This is a genomic window from Escherichia sp. E2586 (assembly GCF_005781105.1).
Lineage (GTDB): Bacteria > Pseudomonadota > Gammaproteobacteria > Enterobacterales > Enterobacteriaceae > Escherichia.
Genome location: NZ_VATN01000009.1, coordinates 423,523 through 448,441, shown reverse-complemented (window position 1 = coordinate 448,441; position 24,919 = coordinate 423,523). Strand labels below are relative to the sequence as shown.

The window sequence follows — 24,919 nt, the reverse complement described above, 5'->3', positions numbered from 1 at the left end:
TAATTACCCACCAGAGTGTGATATGCGTACAACCATTGCTGTAGTACTGGGTGCAATTAGTTTGACATCTGCATTGGTATTTGCAGATAAACCTGACAGTCCTGAATCGGCTAATGATGAAGTCAGCACCCTTTTTTTCGGTCATGACGATCGAGTGCCAGTAATTAACACGACCCAATCTCCGTGGGATGCGGTTGGGCAACTGGAGACTGCCAGTGGAAATCTCTGCACGGCCACCCTGATTGCGCCCAATCTCGCATTAACGGCGGGGCACTGTTTATTAACGCCGCCAAAAGGCAAACCAGACAAAGCAATTGCGCTGCGTTTTGTGTCGAATAAGGGGCTATGGCGCTATGAGATCCACAACATTGAAGGCCGCGTTGATCCGACACTAGGTAAACGGTTAAAGGCTAATGGAGATGGCTGGATTGTCCCGCCTGCTGCCGCGCCGTGGGATTTTGGTTTGATTGTGCTGCGCAATCCGCCTTCTGGCATTACACCCTTACCACTTTTCGAGGGAGACAAAGCAGCACTCACCGCCGCATTAAAAACGGCAGGTCGCAAAGTGACCCAGGCAGGCTATCCCGAGGATCACCTGGATACGTTGTACAGTCATAAAAATTGCGAAGTGACTGGCTGGGCGCAAACGTCGGTGATGTCGCATCAGTGCGATACCCTGCCGGGTGACAGCGGTTCGCCGCTAATGCTGCATACTGATGACGGCTGGCAGTTGATTGGCGTGCAAAGTTCGGCGCCTGCGGCTAAGGATCGCTGGCGGGCTGATAACCGGGCTATCTCTGTTACCGGCTTTCGCGACAAACTGGAAGAGTTATCCCGGCAATAGCGTTTAAATGCTGCCCGAAAATACGGGCAGCATAAACATCAGGCGAGTTTCACCATGATCATTCCGGCTAACAACAGGACCAGACCAACCCAGCCTTTGCGGTTTAACCGCTGACCAAACAGGACCCAACCGGCTGCTAATGTGGCGACAATACCAAACCCACCCCACAGCGCATACGCCACTGACAAGTCGATCCCTTTCACTGCCTGGGATAGTGCACTAAAAGCAGCAAGTACCGCCGCCAGCGACAACAAGCCATAGACTTTACGGCGAAAGCCATCAGAAAATTTCAAAAAGACGTTAGCAATAATTTCCAGCACTATCGCCAGTGCCAACCAGGCGGCGTGAATCCATTCAAACTGAGCCATGATTCTGCTCCAGCGTAGATTTACGCACTTTACGTGTACCCGATTTGATCAAGACAATCCCGGCAACCAGAGTTGTTAACCCGACAATTTTCATCAGCGATAAACTTTCATCAAATAACAGAACGCTAAACAGCGTAATAAATAAAATACCGATACCTTCCCACAGCGCATAGGCTACGCCTAACGCAATTTTTTTAACGGCGAAAGAGAGAAGTATATATGACAGAGAAATCATCACCAGCATTAAAATAAACCCGCTGTTTCCATCACTGACACTAGCCCATTTCATAGATAACGTGCCGGTAATTTCTGTGGCAATTGCCAGACCTAATAAAATCCAATAAAAATACATTACCCTTCTCCTGCAAGAGAATTATTTTAATATTCGCTTAATTCAGCGAAAGTAAAGAGGTCAAGCCCAGCGCATAGCGCAAGCTTCGGCAGAAGAAAGGACTAAAGCGCGTTGCGCCAGTGCTGCTCACCTGCGAGCAAGATAGTGGATGAGGTACGAAGATGGGTAAATGTAGAAAATAACGTCCTGAACAAATTGTCCATAAAATTACAATTATCCGCAGTGTTGCTTCTCGTCATCGCGGATGATAATTGTCCTCGGTAGTTGAACACGTCTGATTTGTATCATAGCTTAAGAATTAACTCAAAACATTTTCATTTCTTTACCTGAGTGGTTTGATTTTCGTTATAATGCCGCCGCTAAAAATAAAATATTATTAGCGAAGGAAGAATATACGGGGATAAGCATGGCAAAGCCGATCATCACACTCAATGGTCTAAAAATCGTCATAATGTTGGGAATGCTGGTCATTATTCTGTGCGGTATCCGGTTTGCCGCCGATATCATCGTCCCCTTTATCCTCTCGCTATTTATCGCGGTAATACTTAATCCTCTGGTACAACGCATGGTTCGCTGGCGAGTGCCGCGCGTACTGGCGGTGTCAATTTTGATGACCATTATCGTGATGGCGATGGTGTTAATGCTGGCCTATCTCGGTTCAACACTCAATGAACTGACCCGCACTTTGCCACAGTATCGCAGCTCAATCATAAAACCGCTGCAGGCTCTGGAACCTTTATTACAGCGCGTGGGTATTGATGTCTCAGTTGACCAACTGGCTCATTACATTGATCCGAACTCGGCAATGACGTTGCTCACCAACTTACTGACTCAGTTATCTAATGCCATGTCGTCAATATTTTTATTGTTGCTGACGGTGTTGTTTATGCTGCTCGAAGTTCCACAACTACCCGGTAAACTCCAGCAAATGATGGCGCGTCCGGTTGAAGGGATGGCGGCAATACAGCGCGCGATTGACAGTGTGTCGCATTACCTGGTACTAAAAACGGCTATCAGCATCGTCACCGGACTGGTCGCCTGGGCGATGCTCGCTGCACTGGATGTTCGCTTTGCTTTTGTCTGGGGATTGCTGGCCTTTGCGCTTAATTACATACCCAATATTGGTTCAGTTCTGGCAGCAATTCCCCCTATTGCTCAGGTACTGGTGTTTAATGGTTTCTACGAGGCGTTACTTGTACTGGCGGGATATCTGCTGATTAATTTGGTCTTCGGCAATATTCTGGAACCACGCATTATGGGGCGCGGGTTAGGACTTTCCACACTGGTGGTTTTTTTGTCATTAATTTTTTGGGGATGGTTGTTAGGACCTGTAGGTATGCTGCTTTCTGTGCCGTTGACGATTATTGTCAAAATTGCACTTGAGCAAACGGCGGGAGGCCAAAGCATCGCCGTTCTGTTAAGCGATCTCAATAAAGAGTGACGGCCTCCGTAGAGGCCGTTGAGGTTACAGAGCTTTGAGGATTGCATCCACGCTGGCTTTGGCGTCACCAAACAGCATGTGGGTGTTCTCCTTGAAGAACAGCGGGTTTTGCACGCCAGCATAGCCGGTGTTCATCGAGCGTTTAAAGACAATCACGTTCTGCGCTTTCCACACTTCCAGAACAGGCATGCCAGCAATCGGGCTCTTCGGATCGTCCTGTGCCGCCGGGTTAACCGTATCGTTGGCACCAATCACCAGTACGGTATCGGTATCAGCGAAGTCCTCGTTGATTTCGTCCATTTCCAGCACGATGTCATACGGTACTTTCGCTTCCGCCAGCAACACGTTCATATGCCCTGGCAAACGCCCCGCAACCGGGTGAATCCCGAAGCGCACATTGATACCGCGCGCACGCAGTTTCTCGGTGATTTCTGCGACCGGATACTGTGCCTGCGCTACCGCCATGCCATACCCAGGAGTAATGATTACTGAATGCGAGTTTTTCAGAAGCTCCGCCGTCTCTTCTGCGGTGATTTCGCGGTGCTCGCCCACTTCCTGATCATCGCCGGTAGAGGAACCATCAGTGCCGAAACCGCCCGCAATGACGCTGATAAAGGAACGGTTCATCGCCTTACACATAATGTAAGAAAGAATCGCGCCCGACGAACCGACCAGCGCACCGGTCACAATCAGCAGGTCGTTACTGAGCATAAAGCCCGCCGCTGCTGCCGCCCAACCGGAGTAGGAGTTCAGCATCGACACCACCACTGGCATATCAGCGCCACCGATGGAAGCCACTAAATGCCAACCGAAGACCAGCGCTATAGCGGTCATTATCAGCAATGCCAGCACCTGCAAGCCAACACTATCGGTACGAACAAACACCATCAACAGCAGGAAGGAAACGACCAATGCAGCCAGGTTCATTTTATGGCGGTTTGGCAGCATCAACGGTTTAGACGAAATCTTTCCGCACAGCTTACCGAACGCCACAACCGAACCGGTAAAGGTTACCGCACCAATAAAGATGCCAAGGAACACTTCCGTCAGGTGAATGTTGGCCAGAATCGGTGCCATTCCCGCGTCATGATGCAGATAGCTGTTAAAGCCAACCAGCACCGCCGCCAGCCCCACGAAGCTATGCAGGATCGCCACCAGTTCCGGCATTTCAGTCATTTCGACTTTCTTCGCCAGACGGATACCAATCGCGCCACCAATGACCATCGCAACCAGGATCCAGCCAACATTGCCAGTATCCGGCCCGAAGATGGTTGCAATTAACGCAATCGCCATCCCGGCGATACCGAAGTTGTTACCACGGCGAGACGTTTCATGTTTAGAAAGCCCGGCCAGACTGAAGATAAACAGGATCGCGGCAACAATGTATGCAGCTGTAACTAATCCTCCAGACATATGTTACCCCTTAGTTTTTGCGAAACATTTTCAGCATGCGCTGAGTCACGGTAAAGCCACCGAAAATATTAATGCTGGCGATAAGCACCGCGATAAAACTAAGGAAGCTAACCCAGCCGCCCTGGCCAATCTGCAATAGAGCTCCGACAACAATAATCCCTGAAATCGCGTTAGTAACCGACATCAGCGGCGTATGCAACGCGTGGGAGACATTCCACACCACGTAATAACCTACGACGCAGGCCAGCGCGAAAACGGTAAAGTGCCCGAGGAATTCTTTCGGTGCTACGCTTGCCAACCAGCCGAAAAGGATGATTGCCAGCGCCATCAGCGCATATTTACGCCACGGTGAGCAGGCACATTTTTCTTCGGTTTTAACATCAGGTGCCGCCTTCTGTGCTGCCTGCGGTTGGACAGAAACCTGAATCGGCGGCGCCGGCCAGGTAATTTCGCCAGAACGGATCACGGTCACGCCGCGAATCACCACATCATCAAAATCAACCGTGATATTGCCGTCTTTCTCTTTGCACAACAGTTTCAGCAGATTGACAAGGTTGGTGCCGTAAAGCTGTGAGGATTGCGTCGGCAGGCGACCAGGAAGATCGGTGTAGCCAATCACTTTGACACCATTCTCCGTGGTGAAGATTTCACCCGGCACGGTGTATTCACAGTTACCACCGTTTTGGGCTGCCAGGTCGACAATCACACTACCCGACTTCATAGAATCAACCATTTCACGGGTAATCAGTTTCGGTGCTGGTTTGCCTGGAATAAGCGCGGTGGTCACAATGATATCGACCTCTTTTGCCTGGGCGGCAAAGAGTTCCATTTCTGCTTTGATGAACGCTTCCGACATCACTTTGGCGTAACCATCGCCGCTACCGGCTTCCTCTTTAAAATCCAGCTCGAGGAATTCCGCCCCCATACTTTGAACCTGTTCTTTCACTTCCGGGCGGGTATCGAATGCACGCACAATTGCGCCGAGGCTGTTTGCTGCGCCAATGGCCGCCAGGCCCGCAACGCCCGCACCAATCACCATCACTTTTGCCGGAGGCACTTTACCTGCTGCTGTGATTTGCCCGGTAAAGAAACGCCCAAACTCATGAGCCGCTTCAACAATGGCGCGATAACCAGCGATGTTCGCCATCGAACTTAACGCATCAAGCGATTGAGCACGTGAGATACGTGGTACAGAGTCCATCGCCATCACGGTTACGTTACGCTCCGCGAGTTTTTGCATTAACTCCAGATTCTGCGCAGGCCAGATGAAGCTCACCAGCGTGGTTCCCGGATTTAGTAACGCAATTTCATCATCTAACGGCGCATTGACCTTCAGAATGATCTCTGACTGCCAGACGTTATTCCCTTCTACAATTTCGGCGCCCGCTTGCACAAACGCTTTATCGTCAAAACTAGCCAGTTGACCTGCGCCGCTCTCTACCGCGACGGTAAAACCTAGTTTCAGCAACTGCTCCACTGTTTTCGGCGTTGCTGCAACACGGGTTTCATTGGTTAACCGTTCTCTTGGTATGCCAATTCGCATGATATTCCCTTCCATCGGTTTTATTGATGATGGTTTGCCTGTGTTTTTGATACACAAGCCGCTCATGTACGAGCTAAATGTTACTCCGTTAAAATAAATTAGTAACAAACGCCTATAACGTACTGAAAATAATGCCTGTGATCTAGCGTCAAAAATCAGTATTTCGGCGTGAACTCGCAAAATATTAACGATTCAGCCTTGATAGCGGGATAAACACCATAGAACACAGGATAATGGGCGATAATTGTCTTTGATAATCAGGTAAAACATGAGATTTCACCGAGGCCAGCCACCGGTTAACATTAAATTAACTTATACAATTCAGCCAGTTCAGTCATTCTTCTGTTATTGTGGCTATTTTTTAAGCGCGATGCTCATTCGATCAGATTTAAAATCAAATCAAGAAGTCTGATATGAAAAAATCACGCAGACAGTTACACACTTTAAATGCAATAATCAGCCACGTTTCTCGTTAATAACAATACCAGTACCTGGTTTGCGCAAGGCGAAGGATTATTTTTATGAAGCTTAAGAACACCCTCCTGGCGTCGGCACTGCTTTCTGCTACGGCATTTTCCGTTAACGCAGCAACAGAACTGACACCGGAGCAAGCGGCAGCGGTTAAACCTTTTGACCGTGTAGTGGTTACCGGTCGTTTTAATGCCATTGGTGAAGCGGTTAAAGCCGTTTCCCGTCGCGCTGATAAAGAAGGCGCCGCCTCTTTTTATGTTGTCGACACTTCAGATTTCGGTAACAGCGGTAACTGGCGTGTAGTTGCCGATCTTTATAAAGCCGATGCTGAAAAAGCAGAAGCTGATAAGAATCGCGTTTTTAATGGCGTTATTGAACTGCCTAAAGACCAGGCTGTTTTGATCGAACCGTATGACACCGTGACCGTCCAGGGCTTCTTCCGCAGCCAACCGGAAGTGAACGATGCCATCACCAAAGCAGCAAAAGCGAAAGGTGCCTACTCTTACTACATCGTTCGCCAGATAGATGCCAACCAGGGCGGCAACCAGCGTATTACTGCGTTCATCTACAAACAAGATGCTAAAAAACGCATCGTCCAGAGCCCGGATGTGATCCCTGCGGATTCTGATGCTGGTCGCGCGGCACTGGCCGCAGGTGGCGAAGCCGCGAAGAAAGTTGAAATCCCGGGCGTTGCCACCACTGCATCACCAAGTGCTGAAGTTGGTCGTTTCTTTGAAACTCAGTCCTCAAAAGGCGGACGTTACACTGTCACGCTTCCTGACGGCACCAAAGTAGAAGAACTGAACAAAGCGACCGCAGCAATGATGGTTCCGTTCGATAGCATTAAGTTCTCGGGTAACTACGGCAACATGACCGAAGTCTCCTACCAGGTTGCTAAACGTGCCGCGAAGAAAGGTGCTAAGTATTACCACATCACCCGCCAGTGGCAGGAACGTGGTAACAACCTGACCATCAGTGCAGACCTGTATAAATAAATAACTATTCAGTATCACATTAAGGCGGCTTTATGCCGCCTTTCAGATTTTTAGCTACAAATTTTCCCGCAACCATTGCATGCCGCCACTTCTCTTCGTAAAATCCCGCGCTTTAGTGGCATTCACCATTTTTATGCGTTTTGCCCTAATATTTATTCTTCTGAACACGTTTTAAACACTGGATATCGATGGAAAAGAAACTGGGACTGAGCGCACTCACCGCGCTGGTATTAAGCTCAATGCTGGGCGCGGGTGTTTTCAGTCTGCCGCAAAATATGGCGGCGGTTGCCAGCCCGGCAGCACTGCTCATCGGCTGGGGTATTACTGGCGCTGGCATCTTATTGCTGGCCTTTGCCATGCTGATCCTGACACGCATTCGTCCCGACCTTGACGGCGGTATTTTTACCTATGCACGGGAAGGGTTTGGTGAGTTAATCGGCTTCTGCTCCGCGTGGGGATACTGGCTATGTGCGGTTATCGCCAACGTCTCTTATCTGGTTATCGTCTTTTCCGCATTAAGTTTCTTCACCGATACGCCGGAACTACGCCTGTTTGGCGATGGTAACACCTGGCAATCGATCGTCGGTGCATCGGCATTGTTGTGGATTGTTCACTTTTTGATCCTGCGCGGCGTACAAACCGCCGCCAGCATTAACCTGGTGGCGACATTGGCAAAATTATTGCCGCTTGGTTTGTTTATTGTGCTGGCGATGATGATGTTCAAACTGGACACCTTCAAGCTCGACTTTACTGGCCTTGCGCTTGGCGTGCCGGTATGGGAACAGGTGAAAAACACCATGCTGATCACACTGTGGGTATTCATTGGTGTGGAAGGTGCGGTGGTTGTTTCTTCACGGGCGCGGAATAAACATGATGTTGGCAAAGCGACGCTTCTGGCGGTGCTTTCTGCACTGGGCGTTTATTTATTGGTCACGCTGCTTTCGCTGGGGGTGGTTGCTCGTCCTGAACTGGCTGAGATTCGTAACCCGTCTATGGCCGGTCTGATGGTGAAAATGATGGGGCCGTGGGGCGAGATTATCATCGCTGCCGGATTGATCGTTTCTGTCTGTGGCGCGTATCTAAGCTGGACCATTATGGCGGCAGAAGTCCCCTTCCTGGCAGCGACGCATAAGGCATTCCCGCGTATTTTTGCGCGCCAGAATGCACAAGCCGCACCGTCTGCCTCGCTGTGGCTGACCAACATCTGCGTGCAAATTTGTCTGGTTCTGATCTGGCTGACCGGCTCTGATTACAACACGTTGCTGACCATCGCCTCAGAGATGATTCTGGTGCCCTATTTCCTGGTTGGCGCGTTCTTGTTGAAAATCGCTACTCGTCCACTGCATAAAGCGGTAGGTGTCGGTGCCTGCATTTATGGCTTATGGTTATTATACGCTTCAGGCCCAATGCACCTGTTGTTGTCCGTCGTTTTGTATGCGCCAGGGCTACTGGTCTTCCTGTACGCGCGTAAAACGCATACACATGATAATGTATTGAATCGTCAGGAAATGGTGCTGATTGGCATGTTGTTAATTGCCGCAGTTCCGGCCACCTGGATGCTGGTGGGATAACTTTCGTCCCATCGTTTGCTTGCAAAGGAGATTAACGATGGGGAAAACCCAGCCCTTGCCAATATTAATCACTGGCGGAGGCCGTCGTATCGGCCTCGCTCTCGCCTGGCATTTCATTAATCAAAAGCAACCGGTGATTGTCAGCTATCGGACGCACTATCCTGCCATTGATGGACTGGTTAATGCAGGTGCGCAGTGTATTCAGGCTGATTTTTCAACGAACGACGGCGTGATGGCGTTTGCCGATGAAGTGTTAAAAACCACCCACGGCCTGCGTGCCATTTTGCATAACGCCAGTGCGTGGATGGCAGAAAAACCAGGTATGCCACTGACTGATGTTCTGTCCTGCATGATGCAGATCCATGTTAATACCCCTTACCTGCTCAACCATGCGCTGGAAAGATTACTGCGCGGTCACGGACACGCTGCCAGCGATATCATTCACTTCACCGATTATGTGGTGGAGCGCGGAAGCGACAAACATATTGCCTATGCTGCAAGCAAAGCGGCACTGGATAATATGACCCGTTCATTTGCCCGCAAGCTGGCACCGGAAGTGAAAGTGAATTCTATTGCACCATCGCTGATCTTGTTTAACGAGCATGATGATGCCGAATATCGCCAACAGGCTCTGAATAAATCACTGATGAAAACCGCGCCCGGTGAGAAAGAAGTTATCGATCTTGTCGATTACTTACTCACCAGTTGCTTTGTAACCGGACGCAGTTTCCCGCTTGATGGCGGTCGTCATTTGCGTTAATGCAGTTTCATCCAGCAAATAATTAGCACCCATGCGCTTAGCCCCCAGCACGCAACAGAACCCACAAAAGCAGCGGGCAAGCGCATGATTCCGGTGAAATACCACAACGACGCCAGATAAACAAAATAGGGAATAATCGACCACATACTGAAAACGATTGTGGCGCGTAAGGCTTCAATCCCACGTTCACTGACAACAATATAATGCGCGATGAGCGCAAAAGTCGGGAAAAGCGGGATCAGCCCGGCGATATAGTAATTTTTCGTTTTGGCTAATACACCAATCAACACCACCACCAGCGCACCAAGCGCAGCTTTGATTACCAGCCCCATTGTTTTACCTTAACACTTCCATAACAAGTCATCTGTAGAATACCCGATGCAACCTTGTTTAGAAACGATTGATAGTAAGTAAAATCAGCGCGGTGTATTGTGACGTTTTTATATCTGCCGTGAATAATATGAACACTATCGTTTTTGTGGAAGATGACACAGAAGTTGGTTCACTGATTGCCGCGTACCTGGCAAAGCATGATATGCAGGTTACCGTGGAACCGCGCGGCGACCATGCCGAAGAGACAATTCTGCGGGAAAATCCGGATCTGGTGCTGCTTGATATCATGCTGCCTGGCAAAGACGGAATGTCCATCTGCCGCGATTTACGCACAAAATGGTCCGGGCCGATTGTTCTGCTGACCTCTCTCGATAGCGATATGAACCACATTCTGGCGCTGGAAATGGGCGCCTGCGACTATATTCTCAAAACAACGCCCCCCGCTGTTCTGTTGGCGCGTTTACGTTTACATTTGCGTCAGAACGAACAAGCGACGCTGACCAAAGGTATTCAGGAAACATCTCTGACACCTTACAAACCATTGCATTTCGGTACGTTAACTATCGACCCCATCAACCGCGTAGTGACACTTGCTAACCATGAGATTTCACTCTCGACGGCTGATTTTGAATTGTTATGGGAACTAGCCACCCATGCCGGACAAATTATGGACCGCGATGCGCTGCTGAAGAATTTACGCGGCGTCAGTTATGACGGGCTGGATCGTAGCGTGGATGTAGCTATTTCGCGGTTACGAAAAAAACTGCTCGATAACGCTGCCGAACCCTACCGCATTAAAACCGTGCGTAACAAAGGCTATCTTTTTGCGTCTCATGCGTGGGAATAAACGATGAAAAAACTGTTTATCCAGTTTTATCTTTTGCTGTTTGTCTGCTTTCTGGTGATGTCTCTACTGGTTGGCCTGGTGTACAAATTTACCGCCGAACGTGCAGGCAAACAGTCGCTGGATGATTTGATGAACAGTTCGCTGTATCTGATGCGTAGCGAATTACGCGAGATCCCTCCACACGACTGGGGAAAAACGTTGAAGGAGATGGATTTAAATCTCTCTTTCGATCTGCGCGTCGAGCCGCTGAGTAAATATCATCTCGATAATAACGCCATGCACCGATTGCGTGGCGGAGAGATTGTTGCTCTGGATGATCAGTACACCTTTTTACAGCGTATCCCGCGCAGCCACTACGTTCTCGCCGTGGGTCCCGTTCCTTATCTTTATTTCCTCCATCAAATGCGTTTGCTGGATATCGTGCTGATCGCCTTTATTGCCATCTCCCTCGCCTTTCCGGTGTTTATCTGGATGCGTCCGCACTGGAAAGACATGTTAAAACTGGAAGCGGCGGCGCAACGATTCGGCGATGGGCATCTCAATGAACGTATTCACTTTGATGATGGTTCAAGCTTTGAACGACTTGGCGTGGCGTTTAACCAGATGGCGGACAATATCAACGCGTTGATTGCCAGTAAAAAGCAGCTTATTGATGGCATTGCCCATGAACTGCGAACACCATTAGTGCGCCTGCGTTATCGGCTGGAGATGAGCGACAACCTGAACGCCACCGAGTCCCAGGCCTTAAATCGCGATATCAGTCAACTGGAAGCCTTAATTGAAGAACTGCTGACTTATGCCCGGCTCGATCGCCCGCAAAATGAACTGCATTTTAGCGAACCAGACCTGCCGTTGTGGCTGTCAACACATCTGCAAGATATTCAGGCCGTGACCCCCGACAAAACGGTACGGATAAAAACGATCACGCCAGGTAATTACGCGGCACTGGATATGCGCTTAATGGAGCGCGTGCTGGATAACTTACTCAACAACGCCCTGCGCTACTGCCATTCAACCGTTGAAACCAGCCTGCTACTGGCAGGAAACAGAGCAACATTGATTGTTGAAGATGATGGTCCGGGAATTGCGGCAGAAAATCGCGAGCATATCTTTGAACCCTTTGTTCGCCTCGATCCCAGCCGGGACCGTGCAACTGGCGGCTGTGGGCTGGGGCTGGCGATTGTCCACTCCATCGCTCTGGCAATGGGCGGCACGGTCAATTGTGACACCAGCGAACTGGGGGGCGCCCGCTTCTCGTTCAGCTGGCCACTGTGGCACAACATCCCGCAATTTACTTCTGCCTGACACCAAACGCACGGTGGTTAAGTTGTCGTCAATGTGCTATAAATAAAGTATGTTGTAACTAAAGTGGTAATTTTATGGCCCGTTACGATCTTGTTGACCGACTCAATACGACTTTTCGCCAGATGGAACAAGAACTGGCAGCGTTTGCCGCTGAACTTGAACAACACAAGTTGCTGGTTGCCCGCGTGTTCTCGTTACCGGAGGTCAAAAAGGAGGATGAGCATAATCCGCTTAATCGCATTGAGGTTAAGCAACATCTCGGGAAAGAAGCGCAGGCGCTCGCACTGCGTCATTTCCGCCATTTGTTTATTCAACAACAGTCCGAAAATCGCAGCAGCAAGGCGGCTGTTCGTCTGCCTGGCGTGTTGTGCTATCAGGTCGATAATCTTTCACAAACGGCGCTGGCAAGTCATATACAGCGCATCAATCAACTTAAAACCACTTTCGAGCATATCGTCACGGTTGAGTCAGAACTGCCTACGGCAGCGCGTTTTGAATGGGTACATCGTCATTTGCCGGGGCTGATTACCCTTAACGCTTATCGCACGCTCACCGTTCTGCACGACCCCGCCACTTTACGTTTTGGCTGGGCGAATAAACATATCATTAAAAATTTGCATCGTGATGAGGTGCTGGCGCAGTTGGAAAAGAGCCTGAAATCGCCACGTAGCGTTGCACCGTGGACGCGCGAGGAGTGGCAGGGAAAACTGGAACGCGAGTATCAGGATATTGCCGCCCTGCCACAGGATGCGAAGTTAAAAATCAAACGTCCGGTGAAAGTTCAGCCAATTGCCCGTGTCTGGTACAAGGGGGATCAAAAACAAGTTCAGCACGCCTGCCCGACACCGCTTATCGCGCTGATTAATAGGGATAATGGCGCAGGCATGCCAGACGTTGGTGAGCTGTTAAATTACGATGCCGACAATGTTCAGCATCGTTTTAAACCGCAGGCACAGCCGCTTCGTTTGATCATTCCACGGCTGCACCTGTATGTTGCAGATTAATGCCCTGCTTTCATACTGCCGACCATCTGTTCTGGTCGTACCCAGCTATCAAACTCGGCTTCGCTAAGATAGCCCAGCGCAAGGGCGGCAGCTTTTAAGGTCAGCCCTTCTTTGTGCGCTTTTTTGGCGATCTCCGCAGCTTTGTCATAGCCAATATGGGTGTTTAGCGCGGTCACCAGCATCAGCGATTCATTGAGTAATTGGTTGATACGCTCACGATTCGGCTCTATTCCCACCGCGCAGTGTTTGTTAAAACTTTCCATGCCATCTGCCAGCAAGCGTACCGATTGCAGGAAATTGTGGCTCACCATCGGACGGAAGACGTTCAGTTCGAAGTTACCAGAAGCGCCGCCGATGTTGATTGCCACGTCATTCCCCATCACCTGGCAGCAAAGCATGGTTAATGCTTCACACTGCGTTGGGTTCACTTTTCCCGGCATGATTGAACTGCCAGGCTCGTTTTCCGGGATTGAGATTTCGCCAATGCCGCAACGTGGACCGGAAGCCAACCAGCGGACGTCATTGGCAATTTTCATCAGTGACGCCGCCAATCCTTTTAACGCACCGTGCGCCTGAACCAGCGCATCACAGGTCGCCAGTGCTTCAAATTTGTTCGGTGCAGTAACAAACGGCGCACAGGTAATGACCGAAAGCTCGTCCGCCACGCGACGGGCATATTCCGGATGGGTGTTTAGTCCAGTACCCACAGCTGTACCGCCCAGAGCCAGTTCCGCCACGTGAGGCAGGCTGTATTCGATATGTTTGAGATTATGCTCAAGCATTGCTACCCAGCCGGAAATCTCCTGCCCCAAGGTCAGCGGCGTAGCGTCCTGCAAGTGGGTACGACCAATTTTGACGATATCGGCAAACGCGCGGGATTTCTCATTCAGAGTTTGTGTCAGGGTTTTAAGTTGTGGAATGAGTTGCTTACGCAGCGCCAGCAGCGCCGCAACGTGCATTGCCGTTGGAAAGACATCATTGGAACTCTGGCTTTTGTTCACATCGTCGTTAGGGTGAACTTTACGCTCCATCCCGCGCACACCGCCGAGCAGTTCACTCGCCCGATTGGCCAGCACTTCGTTCATGTTCATATTACTTTGCGTGCCGGAACCGGTCTGCCAGATTGCCAGTGGGAATTCATCATCATGCAGCCCCGCCAGCACTTCATCCGCCGCCTGACGAATGGCGCTCGCTTTCTCTTCAGACAGCAAGCCTAAATCTTCATTAACTTTTGCCGCTGCGCGCTTGGTTAGCGCCAGCGCATGAATCAGTGAGGTTGGCATTTTCTCCGTCGAAATGCGGAAATGCTCCAGCGAGCGTTGAGTTTGTGCGCCCCACAGCTTATCTGCCGGGACATCGATCGCACCCATCGAATCTTTTTCGCTGCGTACTGTTTTCATGGCCTGCTCCTCACCTGATTAATTTTTTTCTTCTTTGCTTACGTTAAGCAACTTTTAGCTCACCCATTATTTACTATTTGATAACAAATGTTTGGTATTTCGTGCCATGTAAAAAAGCCGCCCCGAAGGGCGGCTCTGCTTATTTCACGCAGCGGCTACACTGCGTGAGTTGTATCTGCTGGAAGAAGTCATTTCCTTTATCATCCACCAGGATAAACGCTGGGAAATCTTCCACTTCGATTTTCCAGATGGCTTCCATTCCCAGTTCCGGATATTCAACACATTCCAGACTCTTAATACTCCCCTGCGCCAGCACTGCCGCAGGGCCGCCGATACTGCCGAGATAGAAACCGCCATGTTTTTTACAGGCATCCGTCACCTGCTGGCTGCGGTTACCTTTCGCCAGCATGATCATGCTGCCGCCCTGCGCTTGCAGTTGATCGACGTAAGAATCCATACGTCCGGCAGTCGTTGGGCCAAGAGAACCGGAGGCATAACCTTCCGGCGTTTTGGCCGGACCCGCGTAGTAAATTGGATGATCTTTAATATACTGCGGCAGCCCTTCGCCGTTATCCATCCGCTCTTTCAGTTTGGCATGAGCGATATCACGACCGACGATAATCGTGCCGTTAAGCGATAAGCGTGTAGAAACGGGATACTGCGACAACTGTGCGAGGATCTCTTTCATTGGGCGGTTAAGGTCAACGCGTACCGCTTCGCCTTCTCCCGCTTTACGCAGTTCTTCAGGGATGTATTTGCCAGGATTATGTTCCAGTTTTTCGATCCAGATCCCCTGACGGTTAATCTTCGCTTTGATATTACGGTCAGCAGAACAGGAGACGCCCATACCAATCGGGCAGGATGCGCCGTGGCGTGGCAGGCGAATAACGCGAATGTCATGGGCGAAATATTTCCCGCCAAACTGCGCGCCCAGACCGAGATTTTGCGCTTCAATCAGCAATTCGTTTTCCAGTTCCACATCGCGGAACGCCTGACCGTGCTCGTTCCCTTCCGTTGGCAGTTCGTCATAGTATTTAGCGGAAGCCAGTTTCACCGTTTTAAGGTTAGTTTCCGCAGAAGTTCCGCCAATAACGAACGCAATATGATACGGAGGACACGCCGCCGTACCCAGTGTGCGCATTTTCTCAACCAGATAATTTTTCAGTTTCCCCGGCGTCAGTAACGCTTTGGTTTCCTGATAGAGATACGTCTTGTTTGCCGAACCGCCACCTTTGGCGATACAGAGGAATTTGTACTCGTCGCCATCAACGGCATAAAGATCGATCTGCGCTGGCAAGTTAGTGCCGGTATTCACCTCTTTATACATATCCAGCGGCGCGTTTTGCGAGTAGCGCAGGTTATCTTCGATGTAAGTGTTATAGACACCGCGCGCCAGCGCCGCTTCGTCGCCACCACCGGTCCATACACGCTGCCCTTTTTTACCAACGATAATCGCGGTGCCGGTGTCCTGGCAGGTTGGCAGAACGCCTTTTGCGGCGATATCGGAGTTTCGCAGGAATTGCAGTGCCACATACTTGTCGTTTTCGCTGGCTTCCGGGTCACGCAAAATATCGGCTACCTGCTGTTGATGGGCCGGACGCAGCATGAATGACGCATCATGAAACGCCTGACGCGCCAGAAGAGTTAACGCTTCTGGTGCAACTTTCAAAATCTCCTGTCCTTCAAATTCAGATACGCTGACATGTTCGCTGGTCAGCAGGTAATACTCGGTATCATCTTTTTTGAGTGGGAAAGGAGCCTGATAATGAAAGGGTTTGTTTGACATTGTTCTCTCACTTACTGCCTGGTTTGGTTATGCTTTGGGCGGGTGTTCCATTGCCCTGTTAAAAGCGAGTTACATTATCCTACACACTTTTTTAACAAAAACTGAGACTAGTACGACTTTTTGCAGCTCCAGGTTACTTCCCGTAGGATTCTTGCTTTAATAGCGGGATTAATTTCCACATCTAAACAGGGATTGATCATGCAAAAACTCATTAACTCAGTGCAAAACTATGCCTGGGGCAGCAAAACGGCGTTGACTGAACTTTATGGCATGGAAAATCCGTCCAGCCAGCCGATGGCCGAGTTGTGGATGGGCGCGCATCCAAAGAGCAGTTCACGGGTGCACGATGCCGCAGGAGATATCGTTTCACTGCGTGATGTGATTGAGAGTGATAAAGCGACTCTGCTGGGAGATGCCGTTGCCAAACGCTTTGGCGAGTTGCCTTTCCTGTTCAAAGTATTATGCGCAGCCCAGCCGCTCTCCATTCAGGTGCATCCGAACAAACGCAATTCTGAAATCGGTTTTGCCAAAGAAAATGCGGCCGGTATTCCGATGAATGCCGCCGAGCGTAATTATAAAGATCCTAATCACAAGCCTGAGCTGGTTTTCGCCCTGACCCCTTTCCTCGCGATGAACGCATTTCGTGAGTTTTCCGACATTGTCTCCCTGCTTCAGCCAGTCGCGGGCGCACATCCGGCCATTGCTCACTTTTTGCAGCAGCCCAATGCCGAAAGTTTAAGCGAACTGTTTGCCAGCCTGTTAAATATGCAGGGTGAAGAAAAATCCCGCGCGCTGGCGATTTTAAAATCGGCGCTCGACAGTCAGCAGGGCGAACCATGGCAAACGATCCGTTTAATTTCTGAATTTTACCCGGATGACAGCGGTCTGTTCTCCCCGCTGTTGCTGAATGTGGTCAAATTGAATCCTGGCGAAGCGATGTTCCTGTTCGCTGAAACACCGCACGCTTACCTGCAAGGCGTGGCACTGGAAGTGATGGCGAACTCCGATAACGTGCTGCGTGCGGGTCTGACGCCTAAATACATTGATATTCCAGAGCTGGTTGCCAACGTGAAGTTCGAAGCCAAACCGGCTAACCAATTGTTGACCCAGCCGGTGAAACAAGGCTCAGAGCTGGACTTCCCGATTCCGGTTGATGATTTTGCCTTCTCGCTGCATGACCTTAGCGATGAAGAAACCACCATCAGCCAGCAAAGTGCCGCCATTTTGTTCTGCGTCGAGGGCGATGCAACGCTGTGTAAAGGTTCTCAGCAGTTACAGCTTAAACCGGGTGAATCAGCGTTTATTGCCGCCAACGAGTCACCGGTGACTGTCAAAGGCCACGGCCGTTTAGCCCGTGTTTACAACAAGCTGTAAGAGCTTACTGAAAAAATTAACATCTCTTGCTAAGCTTATTAAAGGCTTATAACACCTTCAGGCGGCCAGTCCGCCTGATTTTATTTTATGGATAATCATTATGAATAAATCGCTGGTAGCGGTAGGCGTCATTGTTGCGCTCGGCGTAGTCTGGACAGGCGGCGCATGGTACACAGGCAAGAAGATTGAAACCCATCTCGAAGACATGGTCGCGCAGGCGAACGCGCAACTCAAACTAACAGCTCCTGAATCCAACCTGGAAGTGAGTTATCAAAACTATCATCGCGGCGTATTCAGCAGCCAGTTGCAACTGGTGGTGAAACCCATTGCCGGGAAAGAAAATCCGTGGATTAAAAGCGGTCAGAGCGTCATCTTCAACGAATCGGTTGATCATGGTCCCTTCCCCCTTGCCCAGCTTAAAAAACTGAACCTGATTCCGTCGATGGCATCAATTCAAACCACGCTGGTCAATAATGAAGTAAGCAAACCACTGTTTGATATGGCAAAAGGTGAAACGCCTTTTGAGATTAACTCCCGCATTGGTTACAGCGGTGATTCCAGTTCCGATATTTCGCTCAAGCCACTGAATTACGAGCAAAAGGATGAAAAAATCGCCTTTAGCGGCGGCAAGTTCCAGTTAAATGCAGACAGAGACGGCAAAGCCATCTCCCTGTCAGGGGAAGCACAAAGCGGTCGGGTGGATGCGGTTAACGAATACAACCAGAAAGTGCAGTTGACCTTTAATAATCTGAAAACTGACGGTTCCAGCTCACTGGCAAGTTTTGGTGAACGCGTGGGCAATCAAAAAGTCTCGCTGGAAAAAATGACCATTTCAGTGGAAGGCAAAGAGCTGGCATTGCTGGAAGGCATGGAGATCAGCGGTAAATCGGATCTGGTCAATGACGGGAAAACGATCAATAGCCAACTGGATTACTCGCTAAATAGCCTGAAGGTTCAGAATCAGGATCTGGGCAGTGGCAAGCTGACTTTAAAAGTCGGCCAAATTGATGGCGAAGCCTGGCATCAGTTTAGCCAGCAATATAACGCGCAAACTCAGGCGCTGCTGTCACAGCCAGAAATTGCCAACAATCCCGAACTTTATCAGGAGAAAGTGACGGAAGCCTTCTTTAGCGCCCTGCCGCTGATGTTGAAAGGCGATCCGGTGATTACTATCGCACCACTGAGCTGGAAAAACAGTCAGGGTGAAAGTGCGCTGAATCTGTCGCTGTTCCTGAAAGATCCGGCAACGACTAAAGAAGCGCCGCAAACGCTGGCGCAGGAAGTGGACCGCTCGGTTAAATCTCTGGATGCGAAACTGACCATTCCCGTCGATATGGCAACTGAGCTGATGACTCAGGTAGCGAAGCTGGAAGGATATCAGGAAGATCAAGCGAAAAAACTGGCGAAACAGCAAGTTGAAGGTGCGTCAGCAATGGGGCAGATGTTCCGTCTGACCACCTTGCAGGACAATACCATCACCACCAGCCTGCAATATGCTAACGGTCAGATCACGTTAAACGGACAGAAAATGTCGTTAGAAGATTTTGTTGGCATGTTTGCGATGCCAGCTCTTAACGTTCCGGCTGTACCGGCAATTCCGCAGCAGTAATTCACGGCCAAAACGCCGGAGAATTTTCACTCCGGCGTTTTTTCTCACTTCAGCATAAAGTCATACTGAATACTCATTTTCACATCCCAGTAATTCAGGCGATCGCCCAGCGCGCTGCCGTTGCGCTTTTCACGCCCTTTATCGGCTGCAAGAAAGAAATTCATCCCTTGTAGCGGCCCTTCACTAACCCGATAGTTCATACCACCTAAGATACCCGCGCCTTCAATCCGCACGTCTCGTTTACTGGATTCATAGCCGCGGGTCACAATCGGTGCAAATGTCAGCGTAAACTGCGGAGTTAAACGATAGTTGACGCCCAATTGCCAGGACTGCATTCCTTCACGGTTACGATCAAGACTTAATGAAAAGGGATAGCCAATGTCGGTGTCCACCACGGCTCCATTCATCGCATGACGCAAATAACCGCCACTGCCAAATACGCTTCCCCAAGGCGCACTCCAGGTCAATTGTCCACTAACCAACGCCGTTTCATTGGGCTGGCTGGTATTACGACTTAACCCTTCAAGTTGCGCGTAAAAGCTGAGCAACTCCCCTTTCAACGTATAATTCGGGTCGAGCGGTATGCTTTTCTCGAGAATACTTTGTATCTGGTTGGAAACATCTTTCTGTACCGATGCTCCCAGAGAATAGCGACTGGTATCATCATGCCAACTGGCGGCTAAAAAAGAACGTGCGCGATGTTTATCGTATTTTCCCGTCTGGCTGTTATAAACCCCTTCATCACGAATACCGGTTGTTGAATCGGTCCATAAAAATACTCGTGAACGCCACATTCCCCACAGATCAATATTTGGCGTTAACGCCCAATAACCTAATGCCCCTTCGGAAACAGTCGGCAATGTCCGTTGCGAACTGCCAGCAATTAACGGAATACGATAAGGTAAGCTGCCATAACTATAATCTGTTCCAAAGCGACCTAATTTAAGCAGGCTATTTTCACTGGGTTTTATTTTTACTGCCCCCAGGGCAAAGCCAAAACTTTTATCACCATCAAGATACCATCGGGTACTCATATCAGCGCGAGCACCTAATTTATAAACATAATACGCCCCACCTTCGACACCAATAATATTAGAATAATAGCCACTATTAAAATCGAGTAATCCTCCCTGTACCCATGCGTAAATGTCTCTTCCCGTGCCAGCACTGGGCTTGTCGGCCCTGCGCAATTCATTTTTCAGTCTGATGCGTAGTCCCGCTTCATCGTCAGCCAGTTGTGCAGCGTAAGCGGTGGTAAGGCCAGAGGCAGCCGTCAGGGAAATAACGGCTATGGCCACTATTTTTCTCATAGTTGCACCTTTGATGTTCTGATTATTTTTATGGGATATTAATTAGTGATATCGCTGATTAATTGCTGCTGCATTTGTTTGCGATTATCAATTTCAACTACGATTTCTTTGAATTTTTTATCCGTGAGCGGATAAAACCAGATTATTATAAATGCCAGTAGCATAAACCCGCAGGGTACTAAGGCAATTGATGTGCGGATCCCCATAATAACTTCCGGTGTTTGCACCTGATTGGCAATATATCCGCTTAATCCCAAAATAAAGGCGGGAATTGATCCTCCTATTGCCTGGCCGCATTTGCGCGTAAATGAGAATAGCGAATAGGTAAGTCCTTCAATCCGCACACCGGTCAGGTATTCACCATATTCTACGGTGTCGGCCTCCAGCGCCCACATCACGGTCATGGTAATCCCCTGACCAATTGAAGCGATGGCTAATGCGACCAGTGCCACCGGCAGCGACCAGACGGAAACCCAGAAGAACAGCAGATAACCACAGGTTCCCAGCAGAGCACCAATCAGGAAGGTATTCTTTTTACCGATTCTGGCGACCATCCCCGGCACCAGCGGTGCCGATGCCACGGTACCGACCAGGTTTTGCACCAGCACCAGTACGGTGAACAAGCCGGTATCATTCAACACATAGCGCACATAGAACAACAACGAGGCGCTAACAGCGAAGGTCGAAATCAGCACACACAGCGCTCCGATGCACAACATAAACAGCGGACGATTCCGTTTCAGCGTTTGCAGACTGATCTTCAACGAAGGCTGCGCCACAATACGCACCACATTTTCACGCGTCGATTTAAAGCAGATGAAGTAAAGCACCATTCCGGCCATCGCCAGCACAATCGTCCAGAAATGGTATACCGACACCATCTCCTCCGGGCTGGAGTTCTTAATGCTCGGTCCTATCAGAAATGCCAGGCAGACAAAGGTCAATGAAGCGGCAATCCCGCGAGCCGCGCCCAGACGGGCGCGGGATTGTGGTTGTTGGGTCATCGCGGTAGCAAGTGAACCATAAGGAATATTCACCAGGCTGTAGCAAAGCCCGAGGCCCATGTAGGTCAAATATGCATACACCACTTTGCTGCTATGGCTCCAGTCGGTCGGCACCCAGAATACCAGTACGCTGAAGATCATTAACGGCGCTGTGCCGAAGAGTAAAAATGGGCGGAATTTTCCCCAGCGGGTATTCACACTGTCCACTACTCGCCCGGCCAGGACGTCGGCAAAGGCATCGAATACCCGCACCAGTAACAGCATGGTGCCCGCCGCAGCGGCACCGACGCCTGCGACGTCGGTGTAGTAACTCAACAGGAAGAGCGCCCCCATTGCGAAGGCGAAGTTATTGGCGACGTCACCGAGGCTGTAGCCGACGATGGTGCGCCAGGAGAGTTGTTGATTCATTGTTTGCCTCCCTGCTGCGGTTTTTCACCGAAATTCATGCCAGTCCAGCGTTTTTGCAGCAGGAAAGCCGCCGATTTCGGTTTGCGGTCGCGGGTGAAGATCCCTTTCTTGTTGCCGCCAACGCGCATAATGCCCTGCGAGGTCGCAAAATCAGCGAAGTTCCATACCTGTTCACCGACGACGGCGCTGACGCGATCAAAGACGCGGTGATACATATCCAGCCATGCACACTGATACTCTTCACTCCACATGTCGGTGTACATCGAGTGCAGACCCGCTAACGTATCTACGCCGTATTCGGTGATGATGATCGGCTGATGCAGTTTCTCTTGCCAGGCAAGCAGTTCTTTTTCCAGTACCTTCTCTGCCGTTTCCAAATCGCCGCTTTGGACATACCAACCGTAATAACGATTCAGGCACAGCACATCAAAGAGATCGCTGATGGTATCGGTGTGAGCGTCGCAGAACATTACATTGACGCAGGTGATCGGTCGCGTCGGGTCGAGTTTACGCGTTGCTTCCGCCAGTGGTGCGAAATATTCCCGTGCACCTTGCGGACGGGTATCCGGTTCGTTGGCAATACTCCACATCACCACGCTGGGGTGGTTTTTGTCACGCGCAATCAGCTCTTTAATCGCCTGTAAGTGCGCCTGCTGAGTTTCCCCGTTGACGGCCTCTTCGCTGTAGAGTTCTTTTGGCTTGTTACCCGCTTCAAATCCAATGCCTAAAGAGAGGTTAAAGCCGACGGCAGCAGTTTCATCAATCACCACAATGCCATTTTCATCAGCCCAGTCGAGCATCTCTTCAGCGTAAGGGTAATGCGAGGTACGGTAAGAGTTGGCACCAATCCAGTCCATCAATGCGTGATCGTGCACCATCAGCACGTTATCGAATCCTTTACCGCGTAAATCCGCATCTTCATGACGACCAAAACCAGTGAAGTAGAACGGTTTGTGGTTGATCAGGAACTGTTCGCCCTTCACTGCCACTGACCGGATGCCGACGCGCAGCGGGTAGATATCACACTCTGTCTGGCTTTTGGCTGTGACGCACAGTTCATAGAGATAACCTTCACCCGGTTGCCAGAGGTGCGGATTCACCACTTGCAAAGTCCCGCTGGTACCTTGTCCAGTTGCAACAACCTGTTGATCTGCATCACGCAGTTCAACGCTGACATCACCATTTGCCATCACCTGCCAGTCAATAGACGCGTGGTTACAGTCTTGCGCAACATGCGTCACCACGGTGATATCGCCCACCCAGGTGTTCGGTGTGGTGTAGAGCATTACGCTGCGATGGATCCCGGCGTAGTTAAAGAAATCATGGAAGTAAGACTGCTTTTTCTTGCCGTTTTCGTCGGTAATCACCATTCCCGGCGGGATAGTCTGCCAGTTCAGTTCGTTGTTCACACAAACGGTAATACGTACACTTTTCCCGGCAATAACATACGGCGTGACATCGGCTTCAAACGGCGTATAGCCGCCCTGATGCTCCATCACTTCCTGATTATTTACCCACACTTTGCCGTAATGAGTGACCGCATCGAAACGCAGGACGATACGCTGGCCCGTCCAACCTTTCGGTATAAAGACTTCGCGCTGATACCAGACGTTGCCCACATAATTACGAATATCTGCATCGGCGAACTGATCGTTAAAACTGCCAGGCACAGCAATTGCCCGGCTTTCTTGTAATGCGCTTTCCCACCAACGCTGAGAGATTCCACAGTTTTCCCGATCCAGGCTGAATGCCCACAGGCCGTCGAGTTTTTTGATTTCACGAGTTGGGGTTTCTACAGGACGTAACATAAGGGACTCCTCATTAAGATAAAAATACTGGTCAACCTTTAATCTGATTAGTTGACCAATTCTGTGTTGAACACAGTTATCTGTGAGAAACCCATGGAAGAGAAATGGAAATAAAAAGAACTGGCACCGCGATCAAAAAACCAAAAACTGCAATACCCACAGCGTGATATGGATCGCATTAATCTTTAAAACAGCGTTGACAGAAGACACAAAATAAGCAATCGAACGCTCGTTCGATTGCTTATAAAACGATAAATTCCCATGACATATGGTTTCGACGAATGTTTTAGTGGGATTTTTCGACCAGGTGAGAACGTTTTTTGTTCAGCTGTGTTGAGGCATTGAACGCGGGCACTCTCTTCACCGGCCCGCAGAAAGTGAGGATCAGGATGCGGTCAAGATACCGCCAATCATCGCACGCAGCCCCTGGGCAAATAACGCTTCTCGCGCCAGGTCTTCCGCTTCGATATCGGCCAGCACGCCATAGGTCAGATCCAGCAGTAAACGAGAGGTCATTGCCGTGTTAATGTCAGGGCTTATCTCGCCTTTTTGCTGGGCATCCCTCATGCGCTGGGCAATACATTCCGTGATGGTCAGATGTTTATTCTTAAGCATGGTGGCAACCTGTGGATTGCGCATCCCTTCTGCCATAATTTCGACCACCAGCGCTCGTTGTCCAAAGGCTTCATGGGTGAGAGAGACTATCGACTCGACCATATAGTCAACGAAATGGATCCCTTCAATCGGTTCCCGGAAGCGGGCCAACGCCCTCTCCTGGTCTTGGAGAATAATCGCCTGAATCAAGGCTTCTTTCGAAATGAAGTGGTGATAAAGCGTCCCGGGACTGATAGCGCAGGATTTACAGATGGCTTTCATTGAGGCACTGTGAAATCCATTTTCTGAAAAAATCTCTCTGGCAGCATTGAGGATCCGGGTCCGTGTCGGTTGTGCTTCAGTTTGCATGTTATCCATC

21 protein-coding genes are annotated in these 24,919 nt (G+C 50.0%); 10 read left to right on the top strand and 11 right to left on the bottom strand.

From position 1 onward, the window contains the following. Window positions 1-22 precede the first annotated feature (22 nt). Window positions 23-844: a serine protease gene (locus FEK50_RS12090; protein ID WP_130209303.1), complete on the top strand. Its 822-nt coding sequence runs from the start codon at window positions 23-25 to the stop codon at window positions 842-844. A 38-nt stretch (window positions 845-882) separates the two neighbouring features. Here the strand turns inward: FEK50_RS12090 and mdtI are convergent, their stop codons facing one another. Together mdtI and mdtJ are read right to left on the bottom strand one after the other, a co-directional pair. Further along, window positions 883-1,212, bottom strand: coding sequence for a multidrug/spermidine efflux SMR transporter subunit MdtI (gene mdtI, locus FEK50_RS12085; protein ID WP_130219061.1), 330 nt, complete (start codon window positions 1,210-1,212; stop codon window positions 883-885). After that, on the bottom strand, window positions 1,199-1,564 hold the full coding sequence (mdtJ, locus tag FEK50_RS12080) for a multidrug/spermidine efflux SMR transporter subunit MdtJ (RefSeq protein ID WP_130209307.1): 366 nt from the start codon (window positions 1,562-1,564) through the stop codon (window positions 1,199-1,201). Before mdtJ ends, mdtI begins: the two co-directional genes overlap by 14 nt. Window positions 1,565-1,970: 406 nt before the next feature. Between mdtJ and tqsA the strand changes: the two genes are divergently transcribed. Then, window positions 1,971-3,005, top strand: a complete 1,035-nt coding sequence (gene tqsA / locus FEK50_RS12070; RefSeq protein WP_130209311.1) for an AI-2 transporter TqsA — start codon at window positions 1,971-1,973, stop codon at window positions 3,003-3,005. 24 nt (window positions 3,006-3,029) lie between these two features. On the opposite strand, the gene pntB is transcribed toward tqsA, so the two are convergent. Both pntB and pntA read right to left on the bottom strand, forming a co-directional pair. Next, window positions 3,030-4,418 carry a Re/Si-specific NAD(P)(+) transhydrogenase subunit beta gene (pntB, locus tag FEK50_RS12065; protein ID WP_131161917.1) on the bottom strand — a complete coding sequence of 463 codons (1,389 nt, stop codon included), beginning with the start codon at window positions 4,416-4,418 and terminating at the stop codon, window positions 3,030-3,032. 10 nt (window positions 4,419-4,428) lie between these two features. Then, window positions 4,429-5,961 carry a Re/Si-specific NAD(P)(+) transhydrogenase subunit alpha gene (gene pntA, locus FEK50_RS12060; protein ID WP_131161918.1) on the bottom strand — a complete coding sequence of 511 codons (1,533 nt, stop codon included), beginning with the start codon at window positions 5,959-5,961 and terminating at the stop codon, window positions 4,429-4,431. A 521-nt stretch (window positions 5,962-6,482) separates the two neighbouring features. On the opposite strand from pntA, the gene ydgH reads away from it, so the two are divergent. From ydgH to folM, 3 genes are all read left to right on the top strand, one after another. Further along, window positions 6,483-7,427 (top strand): DUF1471 family protein YdgH, encoded by a 945-nt coding sequence (gene ydgH, locus FEK50_RS12055; protein WP_130209317.1) that lies wholly within the window; start codon window positions 6,483-6,485, stop codon window positions 7,425-7,427. Window positions 7,428-7,615: 188 nt separating this feature from the next. Continuing rightward, on the top strand, window positions 7,616-8,998 hold the full coding sequence (locus FEK50_RS12050; RefSeq protein WP_130209319.1) for an amino acid permease: 1,383 nt from the start codon (window positions 7,616-7,618) through the stop codon (window positions 8,996-8,998). 37 nt (window positions 8,999-9,035) lie between these two features. Next, window positions 9,036-9,758, top strand: coding sequence for a dihydromonapterin reductase (folM, locus tag FEK50_RS12045; RefSeq protein WP_131161919.1), 723 nt, complete (start codon window positions 9,036-9,038; stop codon window positions 9,756-9,758). Here folM and FEK50_RS12040 read toward each other — a convergent pair. Further along, window positions 9,755-10,090 (bottom strand): GlpM family protein, encoded by a 336-nt coding sequence (locus FEK50_RS12040; protein WP_130209323.1) that lies wholly within the window; start codon window positions 10,088-10,090, stop codon window positions 9,755-9,757. The two genes, folM and FEK50_RS12040, sit on opposite strands and share 4 nt — an antisense overlap. Window positions 10,091-10,218: 128 nt before the next feature. On the opposite strand from FEK50_RS12040, the gene rstA reads away from it, so the two are divergent. The 3 genes from rstA (at window position 10,219) to tus (ending at window position 13,247) form a co-directional block, all read left to right on the top strand. Further along, entirely contained in the window at window positions 10,219-10,938 is a 720-nt protein-coding gene (gene rstA / locus FEK50_RS12035) for a two-component system response regulator RstA (RefSeq protein ID WP_135524355.1), read from the top strand. Window positions 10,939-10,941: 3 nt separating this feature from the next. Beyond that, complete coding sequence (gene rstB / locus FEK50_RS12030) at window positions 10,942-12,243, top strand: two-component system sensor histidine kinase RstB (RefSeq protein ID WP_130209327.1); 1,302 nt, start codon at window positions 10,942-10,944, stop codon at window positions 12,241-12,243. A 74-nt stretch (window positions 12,244-12,317) separates the two neighbouring features. Beyond that, window positions 12,318-13,247 carry a DNA replication terminus site-binding protein gene (gene tus / locus FEK50_RS12025; RefSeq protein WP_130219049.1) on the top strand — a complete coding sequence of 310 codons (930 nt, stop codon included), beginning with the start codon at window positions 12,318-12,320 and terminating at the stop codon, window positions 13,245-13,247. On the opposite strand, the gene fumC is transcribed toward tus, so the two are convergent. Both fumC and fumB read right to left on the bottom strand, forming a co-directional pair. Continuing rightward, window positions 13,244-14,647: a class II fumarate hydratase gene (gene fumC, locus FEK50_RS12020; RefSeq protein WP_131161920.1), complete on the bottom strand. Its 1,404-nt coding sequence runs from the start codon at window positions 14,645-14,647 to the stop codon at window positions 13,244-13,246. The genes tus and fumC overlap by 4 nt on opposite strands. A 139-nt stretch (window positions 14,648-14,786) precedes the next feature. After that, window positions 14,787-16,433 (bottom strand): class I fumarate hydratase, encoded by a 1,647-nt coding sequence (gene fumB, locus FEK50_RS12015; RefSeq protein WP_130209333.1) that lies wholly within the window; start codon window positions 16,431-16,433, stop codon window positions 14,787-14,789. A gap of 198 nt (window positions 16,434-16,631) precedes the next feature. Between fumB and manA the strand changes: the two genes are divergently transcribed. Together manA and FEK50_RS12005 are read left to right on the top strand one after the other, a co-directional pair. Continuing rightward, a complete protein-coding gene (manA, locus tag FEK50_RS12010; protein ID WP_131161921.1) occupies window positions 16,632-17,807 on the top strand; it encodes a mannose-6-phosphate isomerase in 1,176 nt (391 codons plus the stop codon). A 100-nt stretch (window positions 17,808-17,907) separates the two neighbouring features. Next, a complete protein-coding gene (locus FEK50_RS12005; protein WP_131161922.1) occupies window positions 17,908-19,416 on the top strand; it encodes a YdgA family protein in 1,509 nt (502 codons plus the stop codon). A 44-nt stretch (window positions 19,417-19,460) separates the two neighbouring features. Here the strand turns inward: FEK50_RS12005 and uidC are convergent, their stop codons facing one another. The 4 genes from uidC to uidR all read right to left on the bottom strand — a co-directional run bounded on the left by uidC (window position 19,461) and on the right by uidR (window position 24,918). Further along, the gene (gene uidC / locus FEK50_RS12000) at window positions 19,461-20,726 is read right to left on the bottom strand and encodes a glucuronide uptake porin UidC (protein WP_131161923.1); all 1,266 of its coding nucleotides are present in this window, start codon (window positions 20,724-20,726) and stop codon (window positions 19,461-19,463) included. A gap of 38 nt (window positions 20,727-20,764) precedes the next feature. Continuing rightward, complete coding sequence (uidB, locus tag FEK50_RS11995) at window positions 20,765-22,138, bottom strand: glucuronide transporter (protein ID WP_130209341.1); 1,374 nt, start codon at window positions 22,136-22,138, stop codon at window positions 20,765-20,767. Next, a complete protein-coding gene (uidA, locus tag FEK50_RS11990; RefSeq protein ID WP_130209343.1) occupies window positions 22,135-23,946 on the bottom strand; it encodes a beta-glucuronidase in 1,812 nt (603 codons plus the stop codon). The genes uidB and uidA overlap by 4 nt, the downstream gene beginning before the upstream one ends. A gap of 384 nt (window positions 23,947-24,330) precedes the next feature. Then, the gene (uidR, locus tag FEK50_RS11985) at window positions 24,331-24,918 is read right to left on the bottom strand and encodes a DNA-binding transcriptional regulator UidR (RefSeq protein WP_130209345.1); all 588 of its coding nucleotides are present in this window, start codon (window positions 24,916-24,918) and stop codon (window positions 24,331-24,333) included. Window position 24,919: the final 1 nt, after the last annotated feature.